Raw genomic sequence first — 25,816 nt, 5'->3', positions numbered from 1 at the left:
GGCGGCGATCGGCGCGGCGGCGGCAGCGACGAGGCGGGTGGCGTAGGGGATGCCGAGGACGGTTGCGGCGGCGGCGACGGGCAGGCGCCCGCCGGTGGGCCAGGCGAGGGCGATGAGCATGATGCCGAGAACGGCGGGCAGCAGGATGGCGACGTCGGCGGTCCGTTCGACCCAGCGGCCGAACCGGGGGCGCAGCGCGGCGAGGATACCGAGGGCGGTGGCGATGCCGGTGACCAGGACGGCGACGGCGATCGCTGTGGCGATCAGCGGGGCGCCGCCGTGCAGCAGGCGGCTGAGGACGTCCCGGCCGAGCTGGTCGCCGCCGAGCGCGGCGGTGCCGTCCGGCGCTCCGTAGGGCGCGGTGAGGGGCTGGTCGATGGCGTGCGGGGCGAACAGCGGGCCGGTGAGGGCGAGCAGGACGAGCAGCACGGCGGGCAGCGCCCGGACGAGGACCCGGCGACGGTTCATGTGCGCGCCCCCAGGACCCGTCCCCGGATCAGGTCGGCGGTCAGCAGCAGGGTGCTGACGGCGGCACCGGTGGCCGCGACCACGCCGGCGACGAGCGGGGTGTCCCGGTCGGCGATGGCCCCGGCAAGGACCGCGCCGATCCCCGGGTAGTTGAAGAGCGTCTCGACGACGACGGCGCCGCCGAGCAGCATGCCCGCCGAGGTCGCGGTGGCGACGGCGATGGCGGGCAGGGCGCCGGGCAGCATGTGGTGGGTGAGGATGCGGTGCCGGGGCAGCCCGTCGAGGACGGCGGCCCGTACGTGCGGCAGGGCGGCCTGGTCGACGAGGGCGCCGCGGACGATCCGGGTGTTCCACCCGATCTGGGGGAGGGCGAGGGCGAGGGCGGGCAGCACGAGCATGTCCCAGGAGGCCGGTGTGCCGTCGGCGCCGCTGAGGGTGACCGCGGGCAGCCAGCCGGTCCAGAGCGAGAAGAGCAGCAACAGGCCGACGGAGAGCACGAATTCGGGCAGCGCGAAGGCCGCGGTGGCGAGTACCGCGATGGTTCGGTCGGCCCGGCCGCCGGGGCGCAGCGCGGCCCAGCCGCCGAGGGCGAGGGCGCCGAGGATGCTGGCGGCGAGGGCGAGGCCGCCGAGCATCAGGGTGTTGGGGAAGGGCCCGGACAGCACGGAGGTGACGGGCTGTCCGTGCGCGGTGGTGCCGAGGTCGCCGGTGGGCAGGCCGGTCATCCAGTCCCAGAAGCGTTCCGGGAGCGGCCGGTCGAGCCCGAGCGTGGCGCGGCGGGCGGCGAGTTCGGCGGCGGTCGCGCCGCGGTCGGAGGTGGCTCCGGCGGCGTCGCCGGGCAGGAGTTCGACGGCCGCGAAGACGACAGCCAGCAGAACGGCGAGCAGGCCGACCCGGCGGGCGGCGAGCAGTGCCACTCGGCCGAGGGCGCCGAGCCGACCCGAGACGCCGAGCGGGCCCGCCGGGGACGCGGCGGCGCCCCCGGCGGCGGAGTGGGTGGGGGTCAACGCGCCAGCCAGGTCTTCTCGAGCTGGACGCGCCCGTAGCCGGGCAGCCTGGGCAGGCCGCGCACGGCGGAGCCGGCGAGGTCGACGCCGTCGGCCATGCCCCAGAGCAGGTAGCCGGACGTGGCGTACTCGATCTCCTGCAACTGGTGCACCAGCTTGGTGCGCTCGGCCTCGTCGGCGGTGCCCATCGCCTTGCGGTAGGTCTCGTCGAAGGAGGCCTCGTTCCAGCCGGTCTCGTTCATGCCGGCGTCGGAGAGCATGGTCTTGGAAGCGAGGAAGACCACCGAGTCGTTGGTGCCCCAGTAGCTGGTGTACAGCGGGGCCTTGAGCCAGGTGGCGTCCCAGAAGGCCTTGGACTCCTGCTTGACCACGTTGATCTTCACCCCGGCCTCGCGGACCTGGGTGGCGAACAGAGTGGCGGACTCGGCGAGGCCGGAGATGTCGTCGGTGGTGATCAGATCGTAGGTCTTGCCGGTGTCGAAGCCTGCCTCGGCGAGCAGCCGCTTGGCCTTGCCGAGGTCGCGCTTCCGCTGCGGGATGTCCTTGGCGTAGGCGGGGTCGCCGGCGCCGAGGATGTCGTTGGCGACGCTGCCGTAGCCGGAGAGGATCTGCTTGACCATGGCGTCGCGGTCGACGGCGAGCCTGAGCGCCTCGCGGACGCGGGCGTCGGCGAACGGCCCGTCGGCGGTGCGCATCACGATCGGCATCGCCATGTCGTTGGGGCGGCGCAGCACCTGGACGTCCTTGCGGGCCGCTGCGGTGCGGGCGGCGACGGCACCGACGTTGGAGGCGAGGTCGATCTGGCCGGCGAGCAGGGCGTTGGCCATGGCCTGCGGGCTCTCGAAGATGCGCACCTCGATGGCGTCGAGCAGCGGCTTGCCGCCGTACCAGCCGTCGTTGCGCACCAGGCGGGCGTTGCCGTCGCGGTACCAGTCGAGCAGATACGGGCCGGTGCCGGGGGCGCCGGCGAGGGCGTCGTCCTTGGTGTCCTTCTTGAGGACGAAGGTGGTGAGCCGGGTGAGCAGCGGCAGTTCGGCGTTGGGGTAGTCGGAGACCAGGACGACGGTCCTCGCATCCTCGGCGCTGATGCCCTCGGGCTGGATTCCGGGCAGGCGGCTCTTGCCGGAGGGGGTGTTGCGCAGGCGCTTGAGCGACCAGACGACGTCGTCGGCGGTGACGGGGGTGCCGTCGTGGAACTTGGCGCCGTCGGCGAGGGTGAAACGCCAGGTCCTGAGGTCCTCGGACGGCTTCCAGGAGGCGGCGAGGCGAGGGGCGGTGTTGGTCTTGTCGCCGGGAACGGTCAGGGTGTCGTAGAGCAGACTGATGATCAGGTAGTCGCTCTCGTTGGCCTGGGTGCCGTGCGGGTCGCGGGTGGTCGCGGACAACTTGCCCAGTGCGCCGACCTTCAGCGTGCCACCGGCGCGGGGCTGCTCGTTCGCAGCACCGGAGGCCGCGTCGGCGGCGGGCCCCGAGCCGGACTTGCCGCTGCTGCAGGCGGCGAGCGCCCCGGCGGCGCCGATTCCGGCGGTGGCCCACAGCACCTGTCGTCTGGTGACGCTCACGTCGTACGTCCTCGTTTCACTGGTGGCGCATCGATGACTTAGGTTTGCCTATCCTAAAATCACACGTCAGCGCAACCCTGCGGACGCAGGATGGCGAAAGTGGACCCTCCGTTCGCGCGTGTCCCAACTCGCATGGGGCGTACGGAGCCTGGTCTCAGAGCGCCCCTCCGTCCACGCCCCAGTCGAAGGAGGCGGCGAAACTGCGCCAACGTCACAAGTAAGGATTGCCTTACCTAAGGCTGGTTGCTACCTTTTCGGTCGTCGCTCGGCCGCCAGCCGCCCGCCGGGCCACCGTCTCCCCCTCGCCGCCCCAGCGCGGCACCCCGCCTCGCGCCGCCCGCGCCGCCGCCTGCCCCACGCCACCGATGGAAGGCCTCCCGTGTCCACCCGCCCTGCCCCGGTCCGCCCGCTCGACGCCGCCGTCGTCGCCGAACTCGCCACCGCCGCCGATGCGCTGCTCGCCCGCCACGGCTCCGCCACCAGCCCCGACCTGCTCGCCGATCTCCCCGCTGCCTGCGCCGCGCTGAGCCCCGCCCTGCACCACGCGCTGCGTCCGGTCGACACCGACGACGGCCTGTTCGTCCTGCGCGGCCTGCCCCTCGACGACGCCGACCTCGGCCCCACTCCGGGCCACTGGTCCACCGTCGGCGACGCCGGCGCCCGCTGGGACGTCGTCCTGCTCCTGGTCTCCGCCCTGATGGGCACCCCGATCGCCTGGGACGGCCAGCAGGACGGGCGATTCGTGCACAACATCGTCCCCTCGCCCGGCCACGAGAGCGAGCAGACCGGCGCCTCCAGCAGCGTCCTGCTCACCCCGCACACCGAGGACGCCTTCCACCCCGGCCGCGCCCACCTGCTGCTGCTGTGCTGCATGCGCAACCACGACAACATCGCCACCACCGCCGCCAGCATCCGCCTCACCGAACTCAGCGAGCAGGACGTCGCCGAGCTGAGCCGCCCGGTCGCGCCGATCCTGCCGGACGACGCCTACGAGCAGGCACAGCGGTTCGGCGGCCGCCCGGCACCCGTCCCGACGCTGTTCGAGGGCGAGGACGGCCTCCACCTGCGGTTCGACCCTGCCTACACCCCGGTCGAGGACGCCGACGAGACCTGGCGGGCCGCCTACCGGCGGCTGGAGGCCGAACTCGCCCGCGTCTGCGTCGCGGTGAGCCTGGAGCCCGGCGACGTACTCGTCGTGGACAACGACGTCGCCGTGCACGGCCGAGTGCCGTTCCGGGCCCGCTACGACGGCACCGACCGCTGGCTCAAGCGCGCCTCCGTCCGTGTCCCCGGGCGCCGCACCCGCCCCGCCGCCGAAGCGGCCGAGCACGGCTACGGACAGCTCGCCCTCGAAGCCCACTGACCCCGATGGAGACCTTCGTGCCACCCGCCCACGACGGGACCCTGCGCGTCCTCGGTCGCTCCGACCTCGCCACCCTCGACCTCGCCCCCGCCGATGTCATCGAGGCCGTGACCGCCGCCGTCCGCGCCCTCGCCGACGGCACCTCCGTCAACCCGCGCAAACTCTCCGTCCAGCCCGCCGACCAGCGCTCCGTCTCCTACGCCATGCTCGGCCGCGACGGCGCCCGCGAGGTCGTCGCCATCCGCGCCTCCTACCGGCACGACCCGCACCACGACCGCACCCAGCTACGGCACTTCACCACCCTCACGCTCTACGACGACCGCACCGGAACGCCCATCGCCCTGATGGACTGCGGCCGGATCGGCTCGCTGCGCACCCCCGCCGTCAGCGCCGTCCTCGCCCGCGAGTGCGCCCCGCCGAACTCCCGCACCGCGCTGCTCATCGGCACCGGCACCACCGCCCGCCAGGCGCTGCCGATGCTGGTCACCGCCCTGCCCGAACTCGACCGGCTCCTGCTGTTCGGCACCAGCCCGGACGGCATCGCCGCCGTCCTGCGGGAGTTCGCCGCCCACGCGCCGGGACGTTCCGTCGAGGTCCTCCCTGACCTCGACGCGCTGCGCACCGCCGCCGGCGAGGCCGACATCGTGATCGCCACCGCCGGGCCCGCCACCCCGGCCGCCGTCGAGGCCGACTGGCTCAAGCCCGGCGCCCTCGCCGTCCTGGTCGGGTACGGCCTCGCGCCCTCCACCTTCCAGCAGGCCGACCGGATCATCGCCACCAGCGCCGCCCAGATGGCCGACACCGGCACCGACATGGCCTTCCCCGACGGCACCCTGCGCACCGCCGACGCCGAACTCGCCGACGTCCTCGCCGGATCGGTGCCAGGCCGGGGCTCGGCCGAGGAACGAATCCTGGCCTACAACAGCGGACTGGTCGTCACCGACATCGCCGTCGGCGCGCTGCTCGCCGAAGTGGCCGCAGCCAAGGGCCTGGGCACGACCATCCCGCTGTGGAGCTGAGCCGATGAACCGTTTGCCCGCCCTGCCCGCCCATCCGGACGAACTCGCCGCCGCCGTCCTCGGCAGCGGCCTGCTCCAGGAGCTGTCGTACGGCCTCGGCGGCCCGTTCCACTTCCTGCTCCCCGAGCGCTTCGACGCCAACCTGGCCGGATTCCAAGCCGTCCTCGCGGAGGCCTGTGTCGGCGGCCGGGTGTACTACGCCAAGAAGGCCAACAAGGCCACCGTCTTCGTCGAGCGCTGCGCTCTGGCCGGCGCCGGGGTGGACGTGGCCGGCCACGGCGAGCTGGCCGAGGCCCTCGCGGCCGGCGTCCGCGGCGAACACCTGATGGTCACCGGCCCCGCCAAGGCCGACCGGCTGCTGCGCGTCGCCGCGCTGCACGGCGCACTGATCGCCGTCGACGCCCCGGACGAGCTCGACCGCCTGCTTGCGCTCGAACTCCCGTGTCCGGCACGGGTGTTGCTGCGCCGCCACCCCGACTTCCAGCCGCACAGCCGGTTCGGCCTCGACGCCGTGCAACTGGACGAGGCGCTGCGCCGCTGCGTGGAGGCCGGTGACCGCGTCCGGATGGAGGGCTTCAGCTTCCACCTGTCCGGCTACGAGGTGCGCCCGCGCGCCGACCTGGCCGGGGAACTCGTCGAACTCTGCCTCAAAGCCCGGGTGTTGGGCCTGCAGGCGGACCGGATCAGTATCGGCGGCGGCTTCGCCGTGGACTACGTCCCGGCCGAGGCCTGGGAGGCCTTCCTCGCCGGACAGGGCCCCGAGCACTACCACGGCGGCCGGGCCTTCACCGCCCGGGACTTCTACCCGTACCACTCGCCCGTCGCAGGCCCGGACGTGCTGCGCTCGATCCTCGCCGCCCGCCCCGGCGGCAGCGGCCCGATCCTCGCCGCACGGCTGCGAGCGGCCGGGGTGGCACTGTTGCTCGAACCCGGCCGGGCCCTGCTCGACCGGGCCGGCTCCTCGGTGTTCCGCGTCCAGGGCGTCAAGGACAGGCGGGACGGCTACGGCATCGTCACCGTGGACGGCACCAGCCTCAGCCTCTCCGAGCAGTGGTTCGACAGCGAGTACCTGCCCGAACCGGTCCTCTTGCCCGCCGACCACGGCTTGGACGATGGCGGCCCGTACGCCGCCTGCGTCGGCGGGGCCAGCTGCCTCGACTCCGACCTGCTCACCCGGCGCAAGATCAGCTTCCCCGTCCGCCCGCGCCCCGGTGACCTGCTCATCTACCCGAACACCGCCGGCTACCAGATGGACTCCAACGAATCCCCCTTCCACGAGCTGCCGTTGCCGCCCAAGGTCGTCCTCGACCGCGACGGCGAGCGCCTGCGCTGGCGCCTCGACCGCTGACCCCGACCCCGCCGTCCCGGCCCGCCCTCCCCACGGAGTCCCACCCATGACCGACGCCCTGACCCGACCGCCGGTGGTCACCCGGATATCCGACCTCATCGGCTGCACCCCGCTGTTCGAACTCGCCCGATCCGACAACGGCGCCCGCCTGCTCCTCAAACTGGAGATGTTCAACCCCACCGGCAGCGCCAAGATCCGGATGGCCCGTCAGATGGTCCTCGAAGCCGAGGAACGCGGCGAACTGCGCGAGGGCGGCCACATCATCGAGTCCACCTCCGGCAACACAGGCCTCGGCCTCGCCGTCGTCGCCGCCGAGCGCGGTTACCGCTTCACCGCCGTCGTCGACCACCACGCCGCCGCCGACAAGCTGCGCGCCATGAAGGCCATGGGCACCGAGCTGGTGTACGTCGACGAGGACGCCGGTGAGGAACTGCACACCGCCGCCCGCGAGGAACTCGCCGAGGAGATGGCGCGCGGCAAGGACAACAGGGTCTTCACGGAGCAGCACAACAACCCCAGCAACGCGGTGGGTTACTACGCCGTCGGGCGCGAGATCGCCCAGGCCCTCGACAACAGGGTGGACGTGCTGATCGGCGCGGTCGGCACCGGCGGCGGACTCTGCGGCACCGCCCGGGAGTTGAAGAAGACCGTCCCGGCCCTGCACGTGGTCGGCGTCGAGCCCAAGGGCTCCATCGCCTTCGGCCCGCCCGCCCATGACTACTACCAGTCCGGCACCGGCACCCCCGAAGGCGCCACCATCGGGCTGCTCGTCGACTACGACCTCATCGACGAGGGCGTCAAGGTCGGCGACATCGAGGCCTTCGCCACCGCCCGCGCCGTCGCGCGCCGCACGGGGCTGCTCATCGGCGGCTCGGCCGGCGGCGTCGTCCACGAGGCCCTGACCCGCCTCGGCCAGCTTCCGCCCGACGCGGTCATGGTCGCCTTCATCAACGACGGCGGCGAGAAGTACACGGACACCGTCTTCAACGACGACTGGATGAACGCCCGCGACCTCCTCGACGCGGCCGTGGAGGCCGGGATCGACGAGACGCTCACCAAACTCCGCAGGCTCTGACATTTAGAGGCGTGACACCCACGATGCAGCAGCTGACCACCCTCGCCCGCGACAGCCGCGCCCTCGCCGCCCTCGCCGTCCCGCTCGCCCTCACCCAGCTCGCCCAGGTCGCCCTCACCACCACCGACACCGTCATGATGGGTACCCTCGGCACCGAGGCGCTCGCGGCAGGCGGCCTCGCGCTGGTGATCTTCAACCAGCTGCGGACCATGGGCGTCGGGCTCGGCACGGCGGTCGGCAACCAGGTCGCGGCCGCCGCCGCCCGTGCCGAACGGGCCAGGCAGGACGGGGGCGGTGAGCCGTCCGTCGACGAGGGCGAGGACGGCGAGGAGGTGCGCGGCCTGGTCCGGGCCGCGATGGCCGTCGCCACCATCGCCGGGATCGCCGGCGCCGTCCTGATGGTCCTCATCGGGCAGGCCGCCACCTGGCTCGGCCAGGACGCCGCCGTCGCCCACCGGGCCCAGGGCATGCTCGCCGCCCTCGCCCCGGGGCTGCTGCCCTGTCTCTGGTTCCAGGCGATCCGCCAGTTCACCGTCGGCATGCGCCGCCCGCAGGCCCTGCTGCGGATCACCACCGCCTCCGTCGCCGTCAACGCCGCGCTCAACTGGGCCTTCATCCACGGCACCTGGGGCGTGCCCGAACTCGGCCTCACCGGTATCGGCGTCGCCACCAGCAGCGTCTACCTGCTGTCCTTCCTCGCCCTGTACGCCTCCGCCCGCCGCGACCCGCAGCTGGCGCCGCTGCTGAGCCCGGACTTCTGGCGCGCGGACGCCGCCACCGTACGCCGCCTGCTCGGCCTGGGCACCCCGATCGCCGCCACCTACGGCTCCGAGGCCGGGTTCTTCTCCGTCACCGCGCTGTTCGCCGGCAGCTTCGGCGCCGCCGCACTCGCCGCCCACACGGCCGTCAACCAGCTCATCTACATCGTCTTCCAGGTCGCCGTCGGGCTCTCCCACGCCGCCTCCATCAACGTCAGCCGCGAACTCGCCCTCGGCGAATACGCCGCCGCACGCCGGATCAAGAACACCGCGCTCGCCTGCGGCGCCGCCGTCACCACCCTCGTCGCCGTCGCCTACCTCACCGTCCCCGACCTCGTCCTGCGGCCCTACTTCAACCCCGACACGGCCGCCGACCGGCAGGGCCTGCACATCGCCGTCGGCCTGCTCACCGTCGTCGCCGTCCTCCAGTTCTTCGACTGCGCCCAGAACATCGGCGTCGGCCTCCTGCGCGGCCTCGACGACACCAGGAGCGGCTTCCGCATCACCCTCATCGGCTACTGGGCCGTCGGCCTGCCCGCCGCCTGGCTCCTCGCCTACCCACTCGGAGGCGAAACCCGCGGCCTGTGGCTCGGCCTGCTCATCGGCCTCGCCACCACCGCCGTCCTCCTCCTGCGCCGCTACGGCCTCGCCCTCAACACCAGGGCTGCCACCACTCCCGAGGCCGCCGCGGCCGACGCCTGAACGAGGCCCGCACCCCGCCGGGGCCGGGAAGTCCGGCGAGTGCCGCGTTCATCATGTCCGACAGCGGCCTGGGGTTCCCGGGAGGCCGTGGTCGTGCAGTGGGCCGACCTGCCAGCCGTTGTCGGCGCAGTGGTCGAGGAGGGAGGGCAGGGCGCCGAGGGTGGACTGCCAGGCGGCGGGGGCGGAGGTGCAGTCGGAGTCGTGCAGGAGGATCGTGCCGCCACCGTGCAGGTCGGCGGTGACCGTGCGGTGGACCGAGTCGGGGGTGGCGCGGCTCGTCCAGTCCTCGCCCCAGCTCGTCCACAGCACGGGGGTGAGCCCGAGTCGGCGCGCGGACAGGTGGGCGGCGGTGGTCATGATGCCGTACGGGGGCCGGAACCAGTGGGGTGCCCGGCCGGTCAGGTCGGCGATCGTGTCGCGGGCGCGGCGCAGGTCCTGGTATGTGGCGTGGGGTCCGCGCAGCAGCAGCGGGCGATGGGCCCAGCCGTGTACGGCGATCTCGTGGCCGGCGTCGGCGATCTCCTTCACCAGTCCGGGGGCTTTGTCGGCCATCGAGCCGAGCAGGAAGAACGTGGCCTGTACGCCGCGTTCCTGAAGGAGCGTCAGGAAGCGCGGCGTGGAGAGCGGGTCCGGGCCGTCGTCGAAGGTGAGGGCGACGTGGTCGCGGTGGCCGATCCCGGCCAGGCGGGGCATCTGGCGGTTGCGCAGCGGTCCGTAGGTGGAGATGACGGGGGCCGCGTGTGCGGCGGCGAGGGCGGCTGCGGCGGTGCCGATGCGCAGGAGTGTGCGGGGCTTCATGGGGTGTGGCCTCAGGAGAGGGTGGTGAGCGCGCCGAGGCGCGGCAGCTGGCGAGGGGTGAGCAGGCGGTGCAGGGTGGCGGAGAGGTCCGCCGGGCGGGCGCTGCCGCATTCGACCAGGACGACCTGTCCGGGCTTCACCTCGGGAGGGGTGGAGCTGCCGCAGGCGATCCGGGTGTCGGGGACCACCAGGTGCTCGTGGTGGTAGGCGGCCAGGCCGAGGTCGAGGGCGTCCAGGTCGGGGCCGGAGAGGAAGAACCTGGTGGCCGCGCCGGTGTCCGCGTGCAGGGCGGTGGCTCCGGCTTCGAGGGAGTCGCGGCGGGTGACGAGCCCGGTCGCGTACGGCGGACCGTAGCCGGCGTTGACCAGGGTGAGTCCGGCGCTCGCGAGACGGCGGACCTCGCCGGGGTCGGCGGCGGCCTCGGCCGCGTCGATGGACATGGCCGCTTTCTCGGCCGCCAGCGTGCGAAGCGTGGCGTCATCGATGCGTTCGCCGTGCGGCGGGTGGACCACGAGGTAGGTCCGACCGGTGTGGTCGGCGTCGATAGTGTCGAATCCCCCGTAGGTGACGGCGAGTTGGGTGCCGCCGGTGGCCAGCCAGCCGGTCGCTGCGAAGGCCGCGGCCACGAGGCCGAGCCTGCGGATGGGGCGGCGCGGCGCGGGCGCGGCTTCCCGGCCGGGGCGGCGGCGCTGCGCGGGGATGACGGGCGACGGCACGGTGGTGGCGAAATGCTCCGCGACGGCCGCGATGGCGTTCGCCGGGCCGGAAGCATTGTGGTGCAAGGCCAACCCGGCCTCCCGGTACCGGTGCCCGGTGGTGCCGTCGGCCATGGCGGTGAGGGCGGGTGCGAGGTCGGCCGGGTCCTGGATCCAGGGGGCGAGGCCGGCCTGGTCGAGGGCGGCGGCGTTGGTCTGGCCGTGGCCGGGTATGCAGCGGTAGCTGATGGCCGGCAGACCGCAGGCGAAGGCCTCCAGCGAGGTCAGGCCGCCGGCGTTCTGCACCAGCACGTCGCAGGCGTGCATCAGGCTGGGCATGTCCGCGACCCAGCCGAAGGCGTGCTCGATGCCGTCCGCGCGCAGCCGCTCCGCCAGGGGCTGGTTCTTCCCGCACACCACCACCGGCACGGCCGTGCCGGTGTCGCGGATCTCGGCAGCGACCTTCGCCACCTCGCCGACTCCCCAGGAGCCGGCCACCAGCAGCGCCAGCGGGGTGTCCGGTGGGAGGCCGAACCGTGCGCGGGCCGCGCCGCGCTGGGTTTCGGTGGCCGGGGTGAACCGGGGGTCGACCACTGGACCGGCGACCACCACCCGTTCGGCGCCGTGCTCGCGGGCCTGCCCGGCCGGGACCGGATGTGCCGCCAGGTGCAGGTCGACACCGGGAGCCACCCACAGCGGGTGGACGGAGAAGTCCGTCAGGTAGGTCGCGGCGGGCACCGCCAGGCGCCCCTTGCGGCGCAGGGTGCCGAGGACCTGCCCGGCGATCGGGTAGGTGGCCACCACCGCGCGGGTGTCCGGCGGCAGCCCGCGCAGGAGTCGCCGGTGGGTGCTGCGCTGGATCAGCCGGGTCAACGGGCCCGGACGCTCGGCGTTCTCGGTGGCGGAATAGATCCGCTGGTAGGTCGAGGGGGCGATGGTCAACACCAGCCGGTAGCTCTCCGAGACCAGTCGCCCGAGGCCGGCAGGTATCAGGTCGAGGAAGTCGTGACGGTCGACCTCGAAGCCCAAACCGCGCAGGCGCAGGGTGAGTTGGGCTGCGGCTCCGTCGTGTCCGGCGCCCACGCTCGCGGAGACGATGACGACGCGCCCGGTGGCGGGACCAGGAGGGCAGGGCGAGTCGGCGCGGTGCGCCGGCGCCTCGCGGAGGCGTGGGGGTTGCGACACGGTCGGCCGATCTTCTCGCGATGGCGGGCAGAGGCTGGGCGACCTCGGGTACGGGGCGCCGCTGGGACTTGCGGGTGCTACACAGAGGAATGCAGGGCAGATGTCGCGGCAGGCCGACCGTGGGCGCCGCGCCCGTCGTGCGCCTGGTCGTCTGCTGCCGTCCTCCGCTCGTCGCCGTGGCCCTCGGCCTCGTGGTGGATCGCCGTTGCGGCCGCGCCGCCGCCGATCACCACCACGGCCGCACCGACCGCGATCCAGCGTGCCGACCGGCCACGCACCCAGCGTCCGGCGCGCCCCAGACGCACGCGGCCTTTGCCCGGGCGGCTCCCGCGAAACTGCTCCTGCGATTCCCAGGCTTCGACGGGCTCGCTCACGGCACCCACCCCGATCCTCGGCAAGGCCCGGACCGACCCCGGGCGGAGCCGCCAGGATGTCCGGGCATTGCTGAAGACCGGCTGAAGACCTGAAGACCCCTTCAGCCATCCACGGGCGGAACCTGCCACCCGTACTGGTGGTGGAGGACGAACACCGGCCGGCCCTGGCGCTGCAGCACGAGCCGACCCTCGAAGGCTTCACCGTCGACGTCGCCCACGACGGCCCGTGTGGCCTCGCAACGGTCGTTCTGGCTTGTGACGGTGGTGCCTCCGTGGTGAGCGGCACTGTGCTCGCCGAGTGCGAGTCGTACCGCAACTGCGCCCCGCCAGGCCACGCGGTCGGTGCCGGGCGGGGCGGGACTGACCCTGGGTCAGTCATGCCCGAACTCGACGTGCGAGCATGACCGGATGACTGCGAGTTCCCACGAGTTGCACGAGCTGCACCGGGTGACGACACCGGTTCTGGAGATCGCCTACCACCGGACCGGCGAGCGCCGCCGGAAGAGCGACGCTCCGGTGATCCTGCTGCACGGCTTCCCCTACGACGTCCGGGCCTACGACGAGGTGGCGCGGCTGCTCGCCGAGGCCGGCCGGGAGGTGCTGACGCCGTACCTGCGCGGCTACGGGCCGACCAGGTTCCTGGCCGAGGACACCCCGCGCAGCGGCCAGCAGGCCGCGCTCGCGCAGGATTCGGTCGAGTTCATGGACACGCTGGGGATCCGGCGGGCCGTGGTCGCCGGCTACGACTGGGGCGGGCGCGCGGCCTGCGCAGCGGCGGCGCTGTGGCCGGAGCGGATTCACGGCCTGGTCACGGCGGGCGGCTACACCGTCCAGGACATCGCCGGCGCGATGGAGCCCGCCGCACCGGAGGCGGAGCACAGATACTGGTACCAGCACTACTTCCACTCGGAGCGCGGCCGCAGAGGTCTGGAACGGAACCGTGAGGAGCTGTGCAAGCTGCTCTGGCGGCTGTGGTCGCCGACCTGGCCGGAGGCCGAGCAGGCCTTCGCCGCCTCCGCGCCCAGCCTGCACAACCCGGACTTCGTGGACGTGGCGATCCATTCCTACCGGCACCGCTACGGCCTGGTGGCGGGGGATCCGCGCTACCAGGCCCTGGAGGACCGGTTGGCCGAGCTGCCGCCGGTGACCGTTCCCAGCGTGGTGCTGGTGGGCGAGGAGAACGGCGTGATCCGGGCCGCCGACCAGACCGGCACCGAGCACTTCACCGGTTCGTGTGAGGTGCGCTCCCTGCCCGGGGTGGGCCACAACGTCCCGCAGGAGGCACCGGAGGCCTTCGCCGAGGCGATCCTGAGCCTGCCGCACGGCTGAGCAGCGGGTCCGTCGGCGCTCGCGAATCCGTCGGCGGTTTCGACCGGCGACCCGTTTCGTCCGGCGGCGGTGCTGATGGTGCTGATTCCGTGAGGGGGATGGTCACGACCAGCGGGACGTTCCCGCCCAGCGGGCGCCGCGGGCCCGTCACCGGCGGAGCCGGGCGAGCAGCTCGGGCAGGGACGCCACGGAGTCGAGCACGTGATCCGGCTCGCCGTCGCCCCGTCTCGGCGCGCCCGGTGCGGCCTTTCCGGTGCGGACCAGGACGCCGGTGATCCCTAGCCGCTGGGCGGCGAGCACGTCGGACTCGATGTCGTCACCGACCATCAGCGCCTCGGCCGCCGCGACGCCCAGCTGCCCCAGCGCGCCGGCGAAGAAGGCCTCGGCGGGCTTGCCGAGCACCTCGGCCCGGACGCCGGCCGCGTACTCCAGGCCGGTGACGAAGGCGCCGCTGTCGAGCCGCAGCCCCTCGGCCGTACGCCAGTAGGCGTTCCGCTGCATCGCCACCAGCCTCGCCCCTGCTTGCAGCGCCGCGAAGGCCCGGTCGAGCGCCCGGTAGTCGAACTCGGGACCGGCGCCGCCGATCAGCACCACCTCGGCGTCGTCCGGATCGTCGACCAGCTCCAGAGCGGCCAGGTCCTCCCGGATGTCGCCGCTGTTCAGCAGCAGGCACCGGGTGCCCGCGAGCCGGGTGGCGGTGGCGGCCGGCGCGGTGAGCACGGACCCGACGCTCACCGGGAACCCGGCCGCGACGAGCGTCTCGGCGATCGAGCGCCTGGTGCGTGAGGTGGTGTTGGTCAGCAGCACGTACGGCACGCCGTCGGCGCGGAGCTCCCGCAGGGCAGCCACCGCGCCCGGGATCGGCTGCCAGCTGACCGTGAGCACGCCGTCGATGTCGAGCAGTACCCCTTCGGGTCGTCCCATGCCCCGACCATAGCCCTGGGCCTGGCCCCGCCGCCGCTCCGTCCGCTGCCGGAGCGGGGGCCCTGGAACGGCCCGTCGGGCCGGGCCAGGAGCAGGCGAAACCGCAGGTCAGATGGAGTGGAATCGTTCGTCGTGCAGTGTTCGTTCCGGCCGTACCGCCGGTCTCCACGGCGCACCGGCCCACTTCTTCGACGGGCAGGAAGTCGTAGTACTCCGGCGCCGTCCCGCTGTACGCGACGAGGAATACGCGCCGACGGGCCGAACGGGGGATTCGCTGAGCTGGTCAGCGGACACGGTGCATCCCCTTTCGGGGTCGGTGCTCCGGTGGATCCGTTGCCGTGCGGGGTGGGGGAAGCACGCTCAGCACCCGTGGCGGGGGTACTTGTAGCCGGCCAGGCGCTCCTCGGTGAACGCGATGAGCCCCTCGGGGGTCGCCACGGCGCCCGGACGCAGCGCGACGGCAGCGGCCACCTCCCCGCCGGGGCGGTCGTCGGGCGTGCCGACGACGGCGGCGAGGGCGACGGCGGGGTGCTGGTAGAGGACCTCCTCGATCTCCCGGGGGGGGGTATACGTCGTACCCGCCGCGGAGCGCGGGCCCGATGGCTCGGGCCCGCGCTTCGATTCGACGCGATCAGCCGTGCGTCACGCACTTGTTGGCGCTGTTGGACCACAGGCCCTGGAGGTCGAAGGTGCCGGTGCTCAGGGTGACGTAGGCGTCGAGGTTCTCGCACTCGTCGCCGATCTCACCGCCACCGCCGTTCCAGCCGATGCTGGGCCAGAAGTCGGTGACCGTCTCGGCGTACTCGTGGGTCTCGGTGGACTCGATGCCGGAGAGCAGACGGCCGTCGGTGAAGGTGGTGCAGGCGCCGGCGCCGTTGTCCGGGATGTACGGCAGGTTGGTGTAGGCCAGCGTGCCGTAGGAGCTGCTGGTCTTGTCGTGCCAGGCGCAGAAGCCGGAGTTGGGGAAGCCGTCCGGGTGGGTGCCGGTGGGGGAGAGCACCACGTACTGGGCGTTGAGGTTGGGCGCCTGGGTGGTGTTGCCGAAGTGGGCGGCGGCCTTGCCGGCCTCGGCGGCGATCTGGGTGGTGGTCGCGCTGGACGGCGCGGCGGCGGAGTTGTCGAACCAGACGCCGGCCAGCGGGGAGGAGGCCGGGTGCTGGACGTGGACGCCCTTGGTGCCGCAGCTGGTGGTGCCCTTGGCGACGCCCTCGCAGTACTGGTCGAGGATGGTGCCCCAGGTGTCCTGGCTGCCGTAGAGACCCTTGAACATGTTCTGCATGTCGGGGGCGACCCCGGCCGGGTCGGAGGACCACTGCGAGCCCCAGAAGACCAGGTACACCTTCGGCGTGGGGGACACCACGCCCTGGCTCGCGTTGGAGCGGACCGAGAGGGTGTTGTTGGTGCTCGCGGCGGGCCGCTGGGCGGTGCCCGGGTGGAGCGGCTTGAGCCCGGAGTGGGCGGGTGCCGGGGCGGGTTGCGCCGAGGCTCCGGTGGCCAGCGAGGCGGTGCCGAATGCGGCCAGGGCCAGCGCGGTGAGGGTGTGGGCGGCGGCCTTGAACGGCTTGCGCATGTGTCTGCTCCCGAGTGTGAGGGTGTGGGAGGTTTGTCAGTGCGTTGTTTGAGCGCCGACACCTCACCAGCTCGGCCGCCGGTCGGTCCAGACGTGCGGACGCTGCGGAGCGAAGCCTTTGCCGTGGTCATACCAAGTCCTTGTCGGGGAAACGGGGTCGGTCGGGCCCGGCGGTCGGTACTACGATGCGCAGCGACACAATCCGGCCGATCGACGGGGGTTCTGATGACGGGTCAGTGGCAGGAGCTGGGTACGCCCGGCGGGATCGAGGCGTACGTACACCGCCCGGAGGGCGAGGTCCGCGGTGCGGTGGTGGTCTGCTCCGAGCTGTACGGGGTCAACGCGTATCTTCGGGGCGTCTGCGCGGAGTTGGCGGGCCTCGGGTACGTGGCGGTGGCGCCGGACTTCTACTGGCGCAACGCCCGCCGCACCCAACTCGGCTACACCGAGAAGGGGCGCGAGGCGGGCCTGGTGCTGATGGGAGCCCTGGACCGCGACGAACTGGTCGCCGACGCCGCCGAGGCGCTGGCCGCCGCGCGGGGCCTGGCCGACGGGCGCGGGGTGGCCTTCGTCGGGCAGAGCATGGGCGGGCACATCGCGGTGCGCGCGGCCACCGAGCTGCGGTTCGAGCTGGCCGCGGTGTTCTACCCGGGCTGGCTGCTCAACTCCGGCTTCCCGCTGGTCGGTCCGGTGCCGCCGCTGGAGACCGCCGAGCGGATCGCCGCCAACGGCGTGCACCTGCTGGGCTTCTGCGGCGAGCTGGACCACATCCTCCCGCAGGAGGAATGGCAGGAGGCCGAGTGGCGGCTGACCGAGGCCAAGGTCGGGCACGAGCTGATCACCTACCCGGGTGCCCGGCACGGATTCGCGGCCGATCGCCCGGCGGACCACGACGCCGACGCGACGGCCGATGCCTGGCGGCGCGTGCACGAGGCGCTGGACCGTCATCTGTAGACCGAAAGCCCGCGGAGCGGAGCAGCGGTAGAACGGTCTGCTCCGCTCCGTGGGCACGGGTGCGTTCGCGCGCTACGCTTCCCCGGCACTCGTTGACGGGGGAAGACGATGGACAAGCGGTTCACCGAGCCCAAGTACGCCACCGCGCTGAGAGCCGGCCTGGAACTGGTCGGCTGGATAGGGCTGCCGATCGCGCTGTGGTCGCACTCGATCCTGCTGGCGATCGGTGTGGACGTCCTGCTGATCGGCGTCCCGGCCGTGTTCCAGACGCCGGGGGACAAACCGGGGACGGTCATCGCAGTGCCCGGCTGGGTCACCGTCCTGATGGTGCTCGCCGAACTCGCCGGCGCCGTCACCGCCGCCTGGCTGCTGTTCCCGGCCTGGGCGGCGGTGCCGGTCAGCCTGCTCGCACTTTCCTGTTGCGGCACCGAACTGCCGCGCTGGCGCCGCCTCTTGGCGGCCTGACCGGCGCCGTCGTGCCGCGCGACCGTCACCCTCGGGGCGGTGTCACTGGTGGTCAAAGGCCCGGAAGTCCGGGTAGCCCAGGATGAGGAGCTTCTCGGCGGGGTTGAGGCGGTAGGGGACGATCTTGCCGGTGTCCTCGAAGCCGAACCGCCGGTAGAAGGCCAGCGCCCGCGGATTGCCCTCGTGTACGCCGAGGGTCAACCAGCCCAGGGAGGTGTGCTCCTGGGCGTGGCGGATGCACGCCCTCATCAGCCCGGCGGCGGGGCCGGCGGGCCCGCGGTACTTCGGGGAGACGTAGACCGAGTGGACGTGGACGTGGTCGGGGACGTCCGGGATCGGCCCGACACCCGCGATCCCGACCCAGGCCCCGGCCTCGTCGACGGCCACGAAGGTGGCGCACTCTTCGCTGGTGGCCTCGACGGCGGCCTGCTGCTGCCAGACGTCCTCGGCGAGGGCGACGGTGTCGTCGTACGAGGAGCCGAACGCCGTCGGCGAGTCGAGCAGTGCCTCCAGCCTGATGGTACGCAGTTCCCGGTGCTCCGTGCCGGTGATTCGGCGGATGACGTAGTGCATGATCAGACTTTCGCACAGCCGGGGCAGCACCACCGGGTCGGCCGGGCAACTGCTCGCCGTGACAGTTGTCACGCGGTTCCGGCTACAGGGATCACTGACGCGGGGTCGGCTGGGCGCGCAAGACTGAACGCCTGGCGAACAGGGGGGACAGACATGAGGGTATTGGTGGCCGGGGCCGGAATCGGCGGGCTCTGCCTGGCGCACGGGCTGCTGCGGGCCGGCGTCGACGTACGCGTCCTCGAACGGGAGGACGACCCGCACAGCCGCTACCAGGGTTTCCGGATCGCCCTGAACGGGCCGGGACTTGCCGCTCTGCACGCCTGCCTGCCGGAGCGGTTGCACCCGTTGCTGGCCGCCGTCACCGGGCCGATGGCGGGGGAGCGGAGGGTGGTCGACCCGCAGCTCCGGGAGGTCCGCAGGCTCGGTGCGGTCGACGAGGGGACGGCCACCGACCGGCATGTGCTGCGCCGGCTGCTGCTGGCCGGGCTCGGCGACCGGGTCGAGTTCGGCAAGGCCGTGGTCGGTTACGCCGAGCGGGCGGACGGCACGGTCGAGGCGCGGTTCGGCGACGGCGGCAGCGCGATCGGCGACCTGCTGGTGGGCGCGGACGGCGTGGGCTCGGCGGTGCGCCGCCAACTGCTGCCCGAGGCCGAGGTGGTCACCGTCCCCGGCAACTCCGTCCTCGGCCGCACCCCGCTCACCGAGCGGTTCGCCGCTCTGGTGCCGGGCTTCGGCACCGTGGTGGCGGGTGCCGGGGTGAGCATGCTGCTCGGCCGGATGGAGTTCCGCCGGCCGCCACGGCTCGCGGCCGAAGAGCTCGCGCCCGACATCCGACTGCCCGACACCGCGAGCTATCTGCGCTGGGTGGTGATGCTCCCCGGCCTCGCCCCGGCCGAGCCGAAGGACTGGGCAGGCGTCCGTGACGAACTGCTCGCCCTGCTGGACGGCTGGCACCCGGACCTCGTCGACCTGGTCCGCGGCGCCGACGTGGTCAACAGCTCGGCCCTGACCGTCCGTTACGCCAAGCCCGTGCCGCACTGGGGCGGCACCCGCCGGGTCACCCTGCTCGGGGACGCGATCCACCCCATGCCGCCGAGCGGCGGCCGGGGCGCCAACACGGCGCTGCGTGACGCCGAGCTGCTCAGCCGTTCGCTCGCCGCCGTCCAGCGGGGTGAGGTCGAACTTCCGGCCGCCGTCGAGGAGTACGAGCGGCGGATGCTCGACTACGGCTTCGCCGCCGTCGCCGAGAGCCTGGCGCGGCTCCCGGACTTCACGCCCGCGCGGTAGCGGACCCGAGGGCGAGGCGGCACCGCCCGGGAGGCCGGGCGGTGCCGCGCCGCGGAGGAGATCCTCGCGCGGCTGCGACCGGCGACCTCCGGGGAACGCGGGACGGCGGGGAGACCCGTCGGTGGTGCGGGTGCGATCTTCGGCCGGGTACTGGCCGTGATCCGCCACGACGACGATGATGACGCGGGTCCATCGACGTGTGACCCCCGCCCGCCCGGGCCGGGCCGCAGGAAGCCACCGTTGCGGCCCAGCCCGGACCCACACCTCCGGAAGGCACCATGCTGAACCTGTCGGTCCTGCTCGAGGATTCCGCCCGCATGTACCCGAACCGCGACGCGCTGGTGCTCGGCTCGACGCGCCTCACCTACGCCGAGGTCGACGCGGCCGCGAACCAGGTCGCCAACCTGCTGGTGGAGCGCGGGATCCGGCCCGGCGACAGGGTGGCGCTGAGCTGTCCGAACGTGCCGCAGTTCCCGATCGTCTACTACGGCATCCTCAAGGCCGGCGGGGTGGTCGTCCCGCTCAACATCCTGCTCAAGGCCCGCGAGGTGGCCTACCACCTGCGCGACGCCGAGGTGAAGGCCTACTTCTGCTTCGAGGGGGCGCCGGGCCTGGCCATCGGCGGGGAGGGCTGGAAGGCCTTCAACGAAGTCGGGAGCTGCGAGGACTTCCTCCTGATCACCGCCGACCCGGCCGCGCCCTCGCCGATCGACGGAGCGGAGACCATGGGCGCGGCGCTCGCCGGCCGGCCCGCGGTCTTCGACCCGGTGGCCACCGAGGCGACCGACACCGCGGTCATCCTCTACACCTCGGGCACCACGGGTCAGCCCAAGGGCGCCGAACTCTCGCACGCCAACACGGTGTTGAACGTGACGGCCTGCAACCGGATGTTCCGGGGCAGGCCGGCCACCGACAGCCACGTCCTGTGCCTGCCGCTGTTCCACACCTTCGGCGCCACCATCCAGATGCACACCGGCTTCTCGATGGCGGCCACCCTCCACCTGGTACCGCGCTTCGACGCGGAACAGGTCGTGCGACTGATGAACACCGAGGAGATCACCTTCTTCGCCGGCGTCCCGACCATGTGGTGGGGCCTGCTGGGCGCCCTCACCGATGCCGTCGACGTGGACCGGATCGCCCGCAACCTGCGGATCGGCGTCTGCGGTGGCGCCGCGCTGCCGCTGGAGATCCTCAGCCGGGTCAAGGAGCGGCTGCACGTCCGGATCCTGGAGGGCTACGGCCTCTCCGAGACCTCACCGGTGGTGACGTTCTCCGACCCGGATCGCGAGCCGCGCCCCGGTTCGATCGGCGTCCCGGTCTGGGGCGTGGCGGTCAAGCTGATCAACGACGACTGGTCGGAGGTCGCCGGGGCCGGCGTGGTCGGCGAGATCGCGGTCAAGGGCCACGGTGTGATGAAGGGCTACTACAACCGGCCGGAGGACACCGCGGCGGCGATCCGGGACGGCTGGTTCCGCACCGGTGACCTGGCCCGTCGGGACGAGGACGGCTTCTACTACATCGTCGACCGGGCCAAGGACATGATCATTCGCGGCGGCTACAACGTGTACCCGCGCGAGATCGAGGAGGTGCTGATGACCCACCCCGCGATCAGCCTGGCCGCGGTCGTCGCCGTGCCCCACGAGAGCCACGGCGAGGAGGTCAAGGCCTTCGTCATCCTGGAGCCCGGTGCCGAGGCCACCCCCGAGGAGCTGATCGCCTGGGGTAGGGAGCAGATGGCCGGCCACAAGTACCCGCGCATCGTGGAGATCGTCGAGCGGCTGCCGATGACCGCCACCGGCAAGATCCTCAAGCGTGAACTCACGTGACGGACCGTCTCGCGCCCTCGCGGTGTGCCTTCCGATGCGGCTTCCCAATGTGATCTAGATTGCCCGGCCATGAGCGAAAATGTCGGAATCGGCCGTCGATCGGTGCTCAAAGCGATTCCCGCAGCCGTCCTCCTGGAGGCATCCTCGGGGATCCTCGGGCGCCGGCGAGCGGTGGCGGCGACGGCGCGGACGTGGGCGCGGGAGCGGTTCCCGCAGCCCGTCGCCGTCCGGACCCCGCGAGCGGTGCCCGGCCGGGCGTCCGAGGTGCTCGAGCAGACGCTCGACGTACGGTTCACGGACCTCGCCGTCCCGGGCTACGGGCCGGTCACCACGCGCACCTACAACGGGGCGATCCCCGGGCCGACCCTGAGGGTGCGCGGCGGGGACACCCTGCGGCTGACCCAGATCAACGGCCTGCCGCCCAACCAGCCCTTCAACGGCGACCACAACCGGCCGCACCAGCTCAACAGCTTCAACCTGCACACCCACGGCCTGCACGTCTCCCCGGCCGGGGACGCCGACAACGTCCTGCGTGAGTTCGCCCCGCGCACGGCCGACGAGGTCGACGCCGGCGCCCCGGAGCCGCAGTACGTGACCACCGTCGAGGTGCCGGCCGACCACCCGGCCGGCACCCACTGGTACCACCCGCACCTGCACGGGGCCACGGCCGTGCAGATCGTCGGGGGAATGGCAGGGGTCCTGATCGTCGAGGGCGACATCGACGAGGTGCCCGAGGTCAAGGCGGCCGCCGACATCGTCGTCTGCATCAACGAACTCCGGCTCAAGGACGGCAAGGTCCCCGACTTCGCCTCCGGCGGCGCCCTGACCGTCGTCCCGCCCACCCTCACCGTCAACGGCGAGGTCAACCCGACCATCACGCTGCGCCCGGGCGAGGTGCAGCGCTGGCGGCTGGTGGCCGCGACCGCCTTCACCGCGCTGCCGCTGCGGCTCACCGGCGGTGGGCAGAACCTCACCTTCCACCAGATCGCGCTGGACGGCGTGACCTTTCCGGCCACGGTCGCCGCCGACACGGTGAGCCTGGCCATGGGCAACCGCGCCGACGTGCTGGTCCGGGGTGGCGACCCCGGTACGTACGAACTGCGGGCCGACGGGGTGTCCGAGCCGCTGATGACCGTCCAGGTGACGGGCGAGCCCGTCGAACCGCCGATGGACCTGCCGACCGAGCTGCCGGCCGGCAAGCCGTTCCTCGACGAGAACGAGATCGCCAACCCCGACGCGGACCGCGAGGTGGTGTTCCACGTCGACCCGCGCGCCTTCGACGGGCCGTTCCCCAACGCTTTCCGCGTCCTGGGCACCAACGCGACCCCCGCGGCCGACCCCGACGGCGACCTCACCCGGGACCCGGCCTACGGCCTGTTCGACCTCGGCTACGTCAACCACACCCTGCCGCTCGACACCGTCGAACGGTGGACCGTCCGCACCGACGAGACCAGGCCGGCCTTCAACCACCCCTTCCACCTGCACACCAACCACGTCCTGGTCACCCACCGCAACGGCGAGCGGCTCGACCCGCCGGTCTGGCAGGACACCATCGGGCTGGCCGGGGGCGAACCCGGGGACAAGGTCACCTTCCTGGTCAGGTACGAGGACTTCACCGGTAGCACGGTCGCCCACTGCCACCAGCTCCAGCACGAGGACCTCGGCATGATGCAGACCGTCGAGTACGTCGAAGCGCGGCGGCCGGGCGGTTGACCCCGGCGTCAACCGCCCCCGAGTTCAGCCAGCAGCTCCGGGCCCGACCACGGCCGAGCGGCGCCCGGACCCGCCCGCTCGGCCTCGCGGACCAGCGCGGCCAGGCGGGCGTTGGCCGGGGCCGGCAGGCCGTGCCGCCCGGCGAGCGCGATCACCTCGCCCTGGAGCGAGTCGACCTCGGTCGGGCGGCCACGCCGCAGGTCCTCCCACATGGACGAGCGGGCGTGGGCGTCGATCCGCAGGCCGGCGGCGGCCAGTCTGCGGAAGAGCGCGTCCGGCAGCCCGAGCACCCCGGGCATCCACCCCGGCGGCACCGGGCCCAGCCGGGCGGGCCTGACACCCGCCGCCCGGAAGGCGGCGAGCGCCTCCCGCTGGCACCGGGCCAGACAGGCGCGGTACGCCCTGGCGCCCAGCTGTTCGCGCAGCGGCAGTCCGGACAGGGCGTTCACCGCGTTGTTGAGGTTCATCAGCAGCTTTGCTGCCTGTACGGCGGGCATGTCCGGGTGCAGCGCCAGGCTGAGCCCGCCGGCCCGGGCCGCCACCGCGAACGGGCGGGCCGCCGGGGTGTCCTCGACCATCAGCGCACCGCCGCTGCCCTGGTGGACGGCGGCCGGCCCGCTGCGCAGCACGTTGTACGGGACCATCCCGGCGAGCACCCGGTGGCCCGGCAGCTCCGCGCGCAGCACCTCGGGGTTGTGCAGACCGTTCTGGAAGCTGATCACCACCGCTTCCGGTGCCAGGTGTTCGGCCAGCTCGCGGGCGGCCGCCCGGGTGTCGGCGGACTTGACGGTCACCAGCACACAGTCCGCCCGCGCGGCGGCGGCCGCGTCGGTGGCCGTGGTGAGCTCCCGGACCTGTCGCCGCGCCTCGCCGGGGCCGGTCAGCGTCAGCCCGTTCCGTTCGATCGCCGCCATCGCGGCCGGCCGGCCGACCAGGGTGACGTCGGCGACGGCGGCCAGCATGCCGCCGAGGTGGCAGCCGATGCTGCCGGCGCCGAAGACCGCGATCCGCGGTTCCTTGTTCATGCGTCGCGTCCTTCGTGTGCGCGGCTCAGGGCCTGGCTTCGACCTCGTGTCGTTCGTCCGGCAGGCGGGAGTTCGACGACGGGCCCGAGGGTCAGTCGACCAGGTCCGGGTCGCTCGCGCTGATCTGCTCGAACAGCGGCTGCGCCTGGAACCAGCCGGCCAGGTTGCTGCCGACCTGTCCGTGGGTGATCAGCGCCGTCTCCCGGTCGATCGGCTTCGGGGTGCCGGCCGCCATCGCCAGCAGCTGGGCCTGGCAGGAGCGCTCCATGGTGACGAACCACCAGACCGCCTCGGCGACCGACCGGCCGACCGTCAGCAGGCCGTGGTTCTGCAGGATCACCGCCTTGTGCGCGCCGAGCGCGGTCGCGATCCGCTTGCCCTCGTCGACCTCGTTGACGACGCCGCGGTAGTCGCTGTACAGCCCGTGGTCCTCGAAGAAGGCGCAGGCGTCCTGGGTCAGCGGGTCCAGCGGGATGCCGAGGCTGGAGAAGGCCTTGCCGTGCAGCGAGTGGGCGTGGGCGGCCGCGATCGCGTCCGGGCGGGCGGCGTGCACCTGGGAGTCGATCACGAACGCGGCCCGGTTCACCGGCCGGTTGCCGTGCAGCAGGGTGCCCTCGTGGTCGACCAGGATCAGGTCCGAGGCCTTGATCATGCTGAAGGGCATCCCGAACGGGTTCACCCAGAAGCGGTCGGGGTGCTCCGGGTCGCGCACGGTGATGTGTCCGGCCACCCCTTCGGAGAAGCCGAACCGGCCGAACAGTCGGAAGCCGGCGGCGAGTTGTTCCTTGCGGTACCGGCGCTCCGCCTCGACCGAGTCGAAGCTGGGCGGCAGCGGCAGGGTGACGCCGGCCGGCAGCGGTCCGACGGCGGCGGCGAGCGAGGCGGGCAGCGGGGCGCCGGTCCCCGAGGGGGTAGGGATGCTCATGGCCCCAGAAGATACAATGACGTATCCGATACGCCAATGCATCCGATTGGCTGTTCTTCGAGTGAACCGGGACGCCACCGATGCCCAAGGGTGAGACCAAGCGCCGTCCGCGCACCCGTGCGGCCCTGCTCCAGGCGGCACTGGAGACCTTCGCCGAGTACGGGTTCCGCGCCGCCACCATCGAGCAGATCTGTGAGCGGGCCGGCTACACCCGTGGCGCGTTCTACTCCAACTTCAGCAGCAAGGAGGAGCTCTTCCTCGCACTGTTCGACGCGCACAGCGAGCAGGTCGTCCAGCGGATGGGCGCGCTGGTCGACTCGATCGCCACCGAGGACCTCACCGTGCAAGCGCTGGTCGACGTCCTCTGCGAGATCGAACCGGCCGAACGCGACTGGTACCTGGTCACCACCGAGTTCACCCTGCACGCCATCCGCGACCCCCAGGCCGCCTGGGTGCTCGCCCAGCACGACGCCCGGCTGCGCGCCCAACTCGCCCGCGCCCTCACCGACCACCTGGCCCGCGCCGGCCGCACCCTCACGGTGGAAGCCGACGAACTCGCCCGGCTGCTGATCGCCATCCGTGAGGGCGGTCTGGCCCAGAGCTACGTCGAACCCGACCGGTTGCCGCCCGGCCGACTCGAACAGCGCTTCCTGGAACCGCTGTTGACGGCGCTGACTACGGACTCCCGCACGCCCTGACGAGGCGGACGGTTCGGCGTCGGGGAACCAGAGTGCTGTGTGAAGCTGTGTAATTCAGTTCAGTGCCAAGCATGTTCGGGCAACCGTTTGCTACCTACTGTGCACTCTTGACCATTGAGTGAGCATAAATGAACTGGTAGGGTCCTGCGGCGCACACCGCCCCGACCCCCGTT

Annotated in this window: 22 protein-coding genes and 2 pseudogenes; 12 read left to right on the top strand and 12 right to left on the bottom strand. The window is 72.7% G+C overall.

Features of this window, described 5'->3' with window-relative positions:
- The 3 genes and pseudogenes from ABZW30_RS32325 to ABZW30_RS32315 form a co-directional block, all read right to left on the bottom strand.
- Positions 1-468, bottom strand: a pseudogene (locus ABZW30_RS32325) (ABC transporter permease); the annotation flags it as partial.
- Positions 465-1,385 (bottom strand): ABC transporter permease, encoded by a 921-nt coding sequence (locus tag ABZW30_RS32320; RefSeq protein WP_355674775.1) that lies wholly within the window; start codon positions 1,383-1,385, stop codon positions 465-467. The gene ABZW30_RS32320 and the pseudogene ABZW30_RS32325, both read right to left, overlap by 4 nt.
- An 86-nt stretch (positions 1,386-1,471) precedes the next feature.
- Positions 1,472-3,037: an ABC transporter substrate-binding protein gene (locus ABZW30_RS32315; protein WP_355674770.1), complete on the bottom strand. Its 1,566-nt coding sequence runs from the start codon at positions 3,035-3,037 to the stop codon at positions 1,472-1,474.
- Between the two features lie 379 nt (positions 3,038-3,416).
- Between ABZW30_RS32315 and ABZW30_RS32310 the strand changes: the two genes are divergently transcribed.
- The 5 genes from ABZW30_RS32310 to ABZW30_RS32290 are packed head-to-tail and all read left to right on the top strand — an operon-like array spanning position 3,417 to position 9,302.
- A complete protein-coding gene (locus ABZW30_RS32310) occupies positions 3,417-4,400 on the top strand; it encodes a TauD/TfdA family dioxygenase (RefSeq protein ID WP_355674769.1) in 984 nt (327 codons plus the stop codon).
- 5 nt (positions 4,401-4,405) lie between these two features.
- Positions 4,406-5,419 (top strand): ornithine cyclodeaminase family protein, encoded by a 1,014-nt coding sequence (locus ABZW30_RS32305; protein ID WP_355674768.1) that lies wholly within the window; start codon positions 4,406-4,408, stop codon positions 5,417-5,419.
- Between the two features lie 4 nt (positions 5,420-5,423).
- On the top strand, positions 5,424-6,767 hold the full coding sequence (locus ABZW30_RS32300; protein WP_355674767.1) for a Y4yA family PLP-dependent enzyme: 1,344 nt from the start codon (positions 5,424-5,426) through the stop codon (positions 6,765-6,767).
- Positions 6,768-6,813: 46 nt separating this feature from the next.
- The gene (locus ABZW30_RS32295) at positions 6,814-7,842 is read left to right on the top strand and encodes a cysteine synthase family protein (protein ID WP_355674766.1); all 1,029 of its coding nucleotides are present in this window, start codon (positions 6,814-6,816) and stop codon (positions 7,840-7,842) included.
- 23 nt (positions 7,843-7,865) lie between these two features.
- Positions 7,866-9,302 (top strand): MATE family efflux transporter, encoded by a 1,437-nt coding sequence (locus ABZW30_RS32290; RefSeq protein WP_355674774.1) that lies wholly within the window; start codon positions 7,866-7,868, stop codon positions 9,300-9,302.
- A gap of 51 nt (positions 9,303-9,353) precedes the next feature.
- On the opposite strand, the gene ABZW30_RS32285 is transcribed toward ABZW30_RS32290, so the two are convergent.
- The 3 genes from ABZW30_RS32285 to ABZW30_RS32275 all read right to left on the bottom strand — a co-directional run bounded on the left by ABZW30_RS32285 (position 9,354) and on the right by ABZW30_RS32275 (position 12,354).
- The gene (locus tag ABZW30_RS32285; RefSeq protein ID WP_355674765.1) at positions 9,354-10,100 is read right to left on the bottom strand and encodes a polysaccharide deacetylase family protein; all 747 of its coding nucleotides are present in this window, start codon (positions 10,098-10,100) and stop codon (positions 9,354-9,356) included.
- Positions 10,101-10,111: 11 nt separating this feature from the next.
- Positions 10,112-11,878, bottom strand: a complete 1,767-nt coding sequence (locus ABZW30_RS32280; RefSeq protein WP_355674764.1) for a glycosyltransferase — start codon at positions 11,876-11,878, stop codon at positions 10,112-10,114.
- Positions 11,879-12,057: 179 nt separating this feature from the next.
- A complete protein-coding gene (locus ABZW30_RS32275) occupies positions 12,058-12,354 on the bottom strand; it encodes a hypothetical protein (protein WP_355674763.1) in 297 nt (98 codons plus the stop codon).
- Between the two features lie 408 nt (positions 12,355-12,762).
- Here ABZW30_RS32275 and ABZW30_RS32270 point away from each other — a divergent pair, with 408 nt between their 5' ends.
- Positions 12,763-13,683: an alpha/beta hydrolase gene (locus ABZW30_RS32270; RefSeq protein WP_355674762.1), complete on the top strand. Its 921-nt coding sequence runs from the start codon at positions 12,763-12,765 to the stop codon at positions 13,681-13,683.
- Between the two features lie 147 nt (positions 13,684-13,830).
- On the opposite strand, the gene ABZW30_RS32265 is transcribed toward ABZW30_RS32270, so the two are convergent.
- The 3 genes and pseudogenes from ABZW30_RS32265 to ABZW30_RS32255 form a co-directional block, all read right to left on the bottom strand.
- Positions 13,831-14,607 carry an HAD-IIA family hydrolase gene (locus ABZW30_RS32265; protein ID WP_355674761.1) on the bottom strand — a complete coding sequence of 259 codons (777 nt, stop codon included), beginning with the start codon at positions 14,605-14,607 and terminating at the stop codon, positions 13,831-13,833.
- Positions 14,608-14,979: 372 nt separating this feature from the next.
- Positions 14,980-15,196 (bottom strand): annotated as a pseudogene (locus ABZW30_RS32260) (long-chain fatty acid--CoA ligase); the annotation flags it as partial.
- A gap of 42 nt (positions 15,197-15,238) precedes the next feature.
- Positions 15,239-16,177 (bottom strand): hypothetical protein, encoded by a 939-nt coding sequence (locus tag ABZW30_RS32255; protein ID WP_355674760.1) that lies wholly within the window; start codon positions 16,175-16,177, stop codon positions 15,239-15,241.
- 225 nt (positions 16,178-16,402) lie between these two features.
- Here ABZW30_RS32255 and ABZW30_RS32250 point away from each other — a divergent pair, with 225 nt between their 5' ends.
- A complete protein-coding gene (locus ABZW30_RS32250; RefSeq protein ID WP_355674759.1) occupies positions 16,403-17,131 on the top strand; it encodes a dienelactone hydrolase family protein in 729 nt (242 codons plus the stop codon).
- A gap of 108 nt (positions 17,132-17,239) precedes the next feature.
- Positions 17,240-17,596 carry a hypothetical protein gene (locus tag ABZW30_RS32245; protein ID WP_355674758.1) on the top strand — a complete coding sequence of 119 codons (357 nt, stop codon included), beginning with the start codon at positions 17,240-17,242 and terminating at the stop codon, positions 17,594-17,596.
- Between the two features lie 42 nt (positions 17,597-17,638).
- On the opposite strand, the gene ABZW30_RS32240 is transcribed toward ABZW30_RS32245, so the two are convergent.
- Positions 17,639-18,241 (bottom strand): N-acetyltransferase, encoded by a 603-nt coding sequence (locus ABZW30_RS32240; RefSeq protein WP_355674757.1) that lies wholly within the window; start codon positions 18,239-18,241, stop codon positions 17,639-17,641.
- An 81-nt stretch (positions 18,242-18,322) separates the two neighbouring features.
- On the opposite strand from ABZW30_RS32240, the gene ABZW30_RS32235 reads away from it, so the two are divergent.
- From ABZW30_RS32235 to ABZW30_RS32225, 3 genes are all read left to right on the top strand, one after another.
- Positions 18,323-19,456 (top strand): NAD(P)/FAD-dependent oxidoreductase, encoded by a 1,134-nt coding sequence (locus ABZW30_RS32235; RefSeq protein ID WP_355674756.1) that lies wholly within the window; start codon positions 18,323-18,325, stop codon positions 19,454-19,456.
- Between the two features lie 278 nt (positions 19,457-19,734).
- On the top strand, positions 19,735-21,282 hold the full coding sequence (locus ABZW30_RS32230) for a long-chain fatty acid--CoA ligase (RefSeq protein ID WP_355674755.1): 1,548 nt from the start codon (positions 19,735-19,737) through the stop codon (positions 21,280-21,282).
- Positions 21,283-21,351: 69 nt separating this feature from the next.
- Positions 21,352-22,995, top strand: a complete 1,644-nt coding sequence (locus ABZW30_RS32225) for a multicopper oxidase domain-containing protein (protein WP_355674754.1) — start codon at positions 21,352-21,354, stop codon at positions 22,993-22,995.
- 8 nt (positions 22,996-23,003) lie between these two features.
- On the opposite strand, the gene ABZW30_RS32220 is transcribed toward ABZW30_RS32225, so the two are convergent.
- The gene (locus ABZW30_RS32220) at positions 23,004-24,020 is read right to left on the bottom strand and encodes a 2-dehydropantoate 2-reductase (RefSeq protein ID WP_355674753.1); all 1,017 of its coding nucleotides are present in this window, start codon (positions 24,018-24,020) and stop codon (positions 23,004-23,006) included.
- Between the two features lie 91 nt (positions 24,021-24,111).
- Positions 24,112-24,945, bottom strand: coding sequence for a class II aldolase/adducin family protein (locus tag ABZW30_RS32215; protein ID WP_355674752.1), 834 nt, complete (start codon positions 24,943-24,945; stop codon positions 24,112-24,114).
- 80 nt (positions 24,946-25,025) lie between these two features.
- Between ABZW30_RS32215 and ABZW30_RS32210 the strand changes: the two genes are divergently transcribed.
- On the top strand, positions 25,026-25,643 hold the full coding sequence (locus ABZW30_RS32210) for a TetR/AcrR family transcriptional regulator (protein ID WP_355674751.1): 618 nt from the start codon (positions 25,026-25,028) through the stop codon (positions 25,641-25,643).
- The last annotated feature ends 173 nt before the right edge of the window (positions 25,644-25,816 follow it).

The organism is Kitasatospora sp. NPDC004669, from assembly GCF_040609455.1.
Classification (GTDB): domain Bacteria; phylum Actinomycetota; class Actinomycetes; order Streptomycetales; family Streptomycetaceae; genus Kitasatospora.
The sequence above is the reverse complement of the archived record's forward strand: the minus strand, read 5'-3'. Positions and strand labels throughout refer to the sequence as shown.

Coding starts and splice junctions, on each gene's coding strand:
- ABZW30_RS32305 (WP_355674768.1), top strand. CDS start 4,406: ATGGAGACCTTCGTGCCACCCGCCCACGACGGGACCCTGCGCGTCCTC.
- ABZW30_RS32300 (WP_355674767.1), top strand. CDS start 5,424: ATGAACCGTTTGCCCGCCCTGCCCGCCCATCCGGACGAACTCGCCGCC.
- ABZW30_RS32295 (WP_355674766.1), top strand. CDS start 6,814: ATGACCGACGCCCTGACCCGACCGCCGGTGGTCACCCGGATATCCGAC.
- ABZW30_RS32290 (WP_355674774.1), top strand. CDS start 7,866: ATGCAGCAGCTGACCACCCTCGCCCGCGACAGCCGCGCCCTCGCCGCC.
- ABZW30_RS32285 (WP_355674765.1), bottom strand. CDS start 10,100: ATGAAGCCCCGCACACTCCTGCGCATCGGCACCGCCGCAGCCGCCCTC.
- ABZW30_RS32270 (WP_355674762.1), top strand. CDS start 12,763: ATGACTGCGAGTTCCCACGAGTTGCACGAGCTGCACCGGGTGACGACA.
- ABZW30_RS32265 (WP_355674761.1), bottom strand. CDS start 14,607: ATGGGACGACCCGAAGGGGTACTGCTCGACATCGACGGCGTGCTCACG.
- ABZW30_RS32255 (WP_355674760.1), bottom strand. CDS start 16,177: ATGCGCAAGCCGTTCAAGGCCGCCGCCCACACCCTCACCGCGCTGGCC.
- ABZW30_RS32250 (WP_355674759.1), top strand. CDS start 16,403: ATGACGGGTCAGTGGCAGGAGCTGGGTACGCCCGGCGGGATCGAGGCG.
- ABZW30_RS32245 (WP_355674758.1), top strand. CDS start 17,240: ATGGACAAGCGGTTCACCGAGCCCAAGTACGCCACCGCGCTGAGAGCC.
- ABZW30_RS32235 (WP_355674756.1), top strand. CDS start 18,323: ATGAGGGTATTGGTGGCCGGGGCCGGAATCGGCGGGCTCTGCCTGGCG.
- ABZW30_RS32230 (WP_355674755.1), top strand. CDS start 19,735: ATGCTGAACCTGTCGGTCCTGCTCGAGGATTCCGCCCGCATGTACCCG.
- ABZW30_RS32225 (WP_355674754.1), top strand. CDS start 21,352: ATGAGCGAAAATGTCGGAATCGGCCGTCGATCGGTGCTCAAAGCGATT.
- ABZW30_RS32220 (WP_355674753.1), bottom strand. CDS start 24,020: ATGAACAAGGAACCGCGGATCGCGGTCTTCGGCGCCGGCAGCATCGGC.
- ABZW30_RS32215 (WP_355674752.1), bottom strand. CDS start 24,945: ATGAGCATCCCTACCCCCTCGGGGACCGGCGCCCCGCTGCCCGCCTCG.
- ABZW30_RS32210 (WP_355674751.1), top strand. CDS start 25,026: ATGCCCAAGGGTGAGACCAAGCGCCGTCCGCGCACCCGTGCGGCCCTG.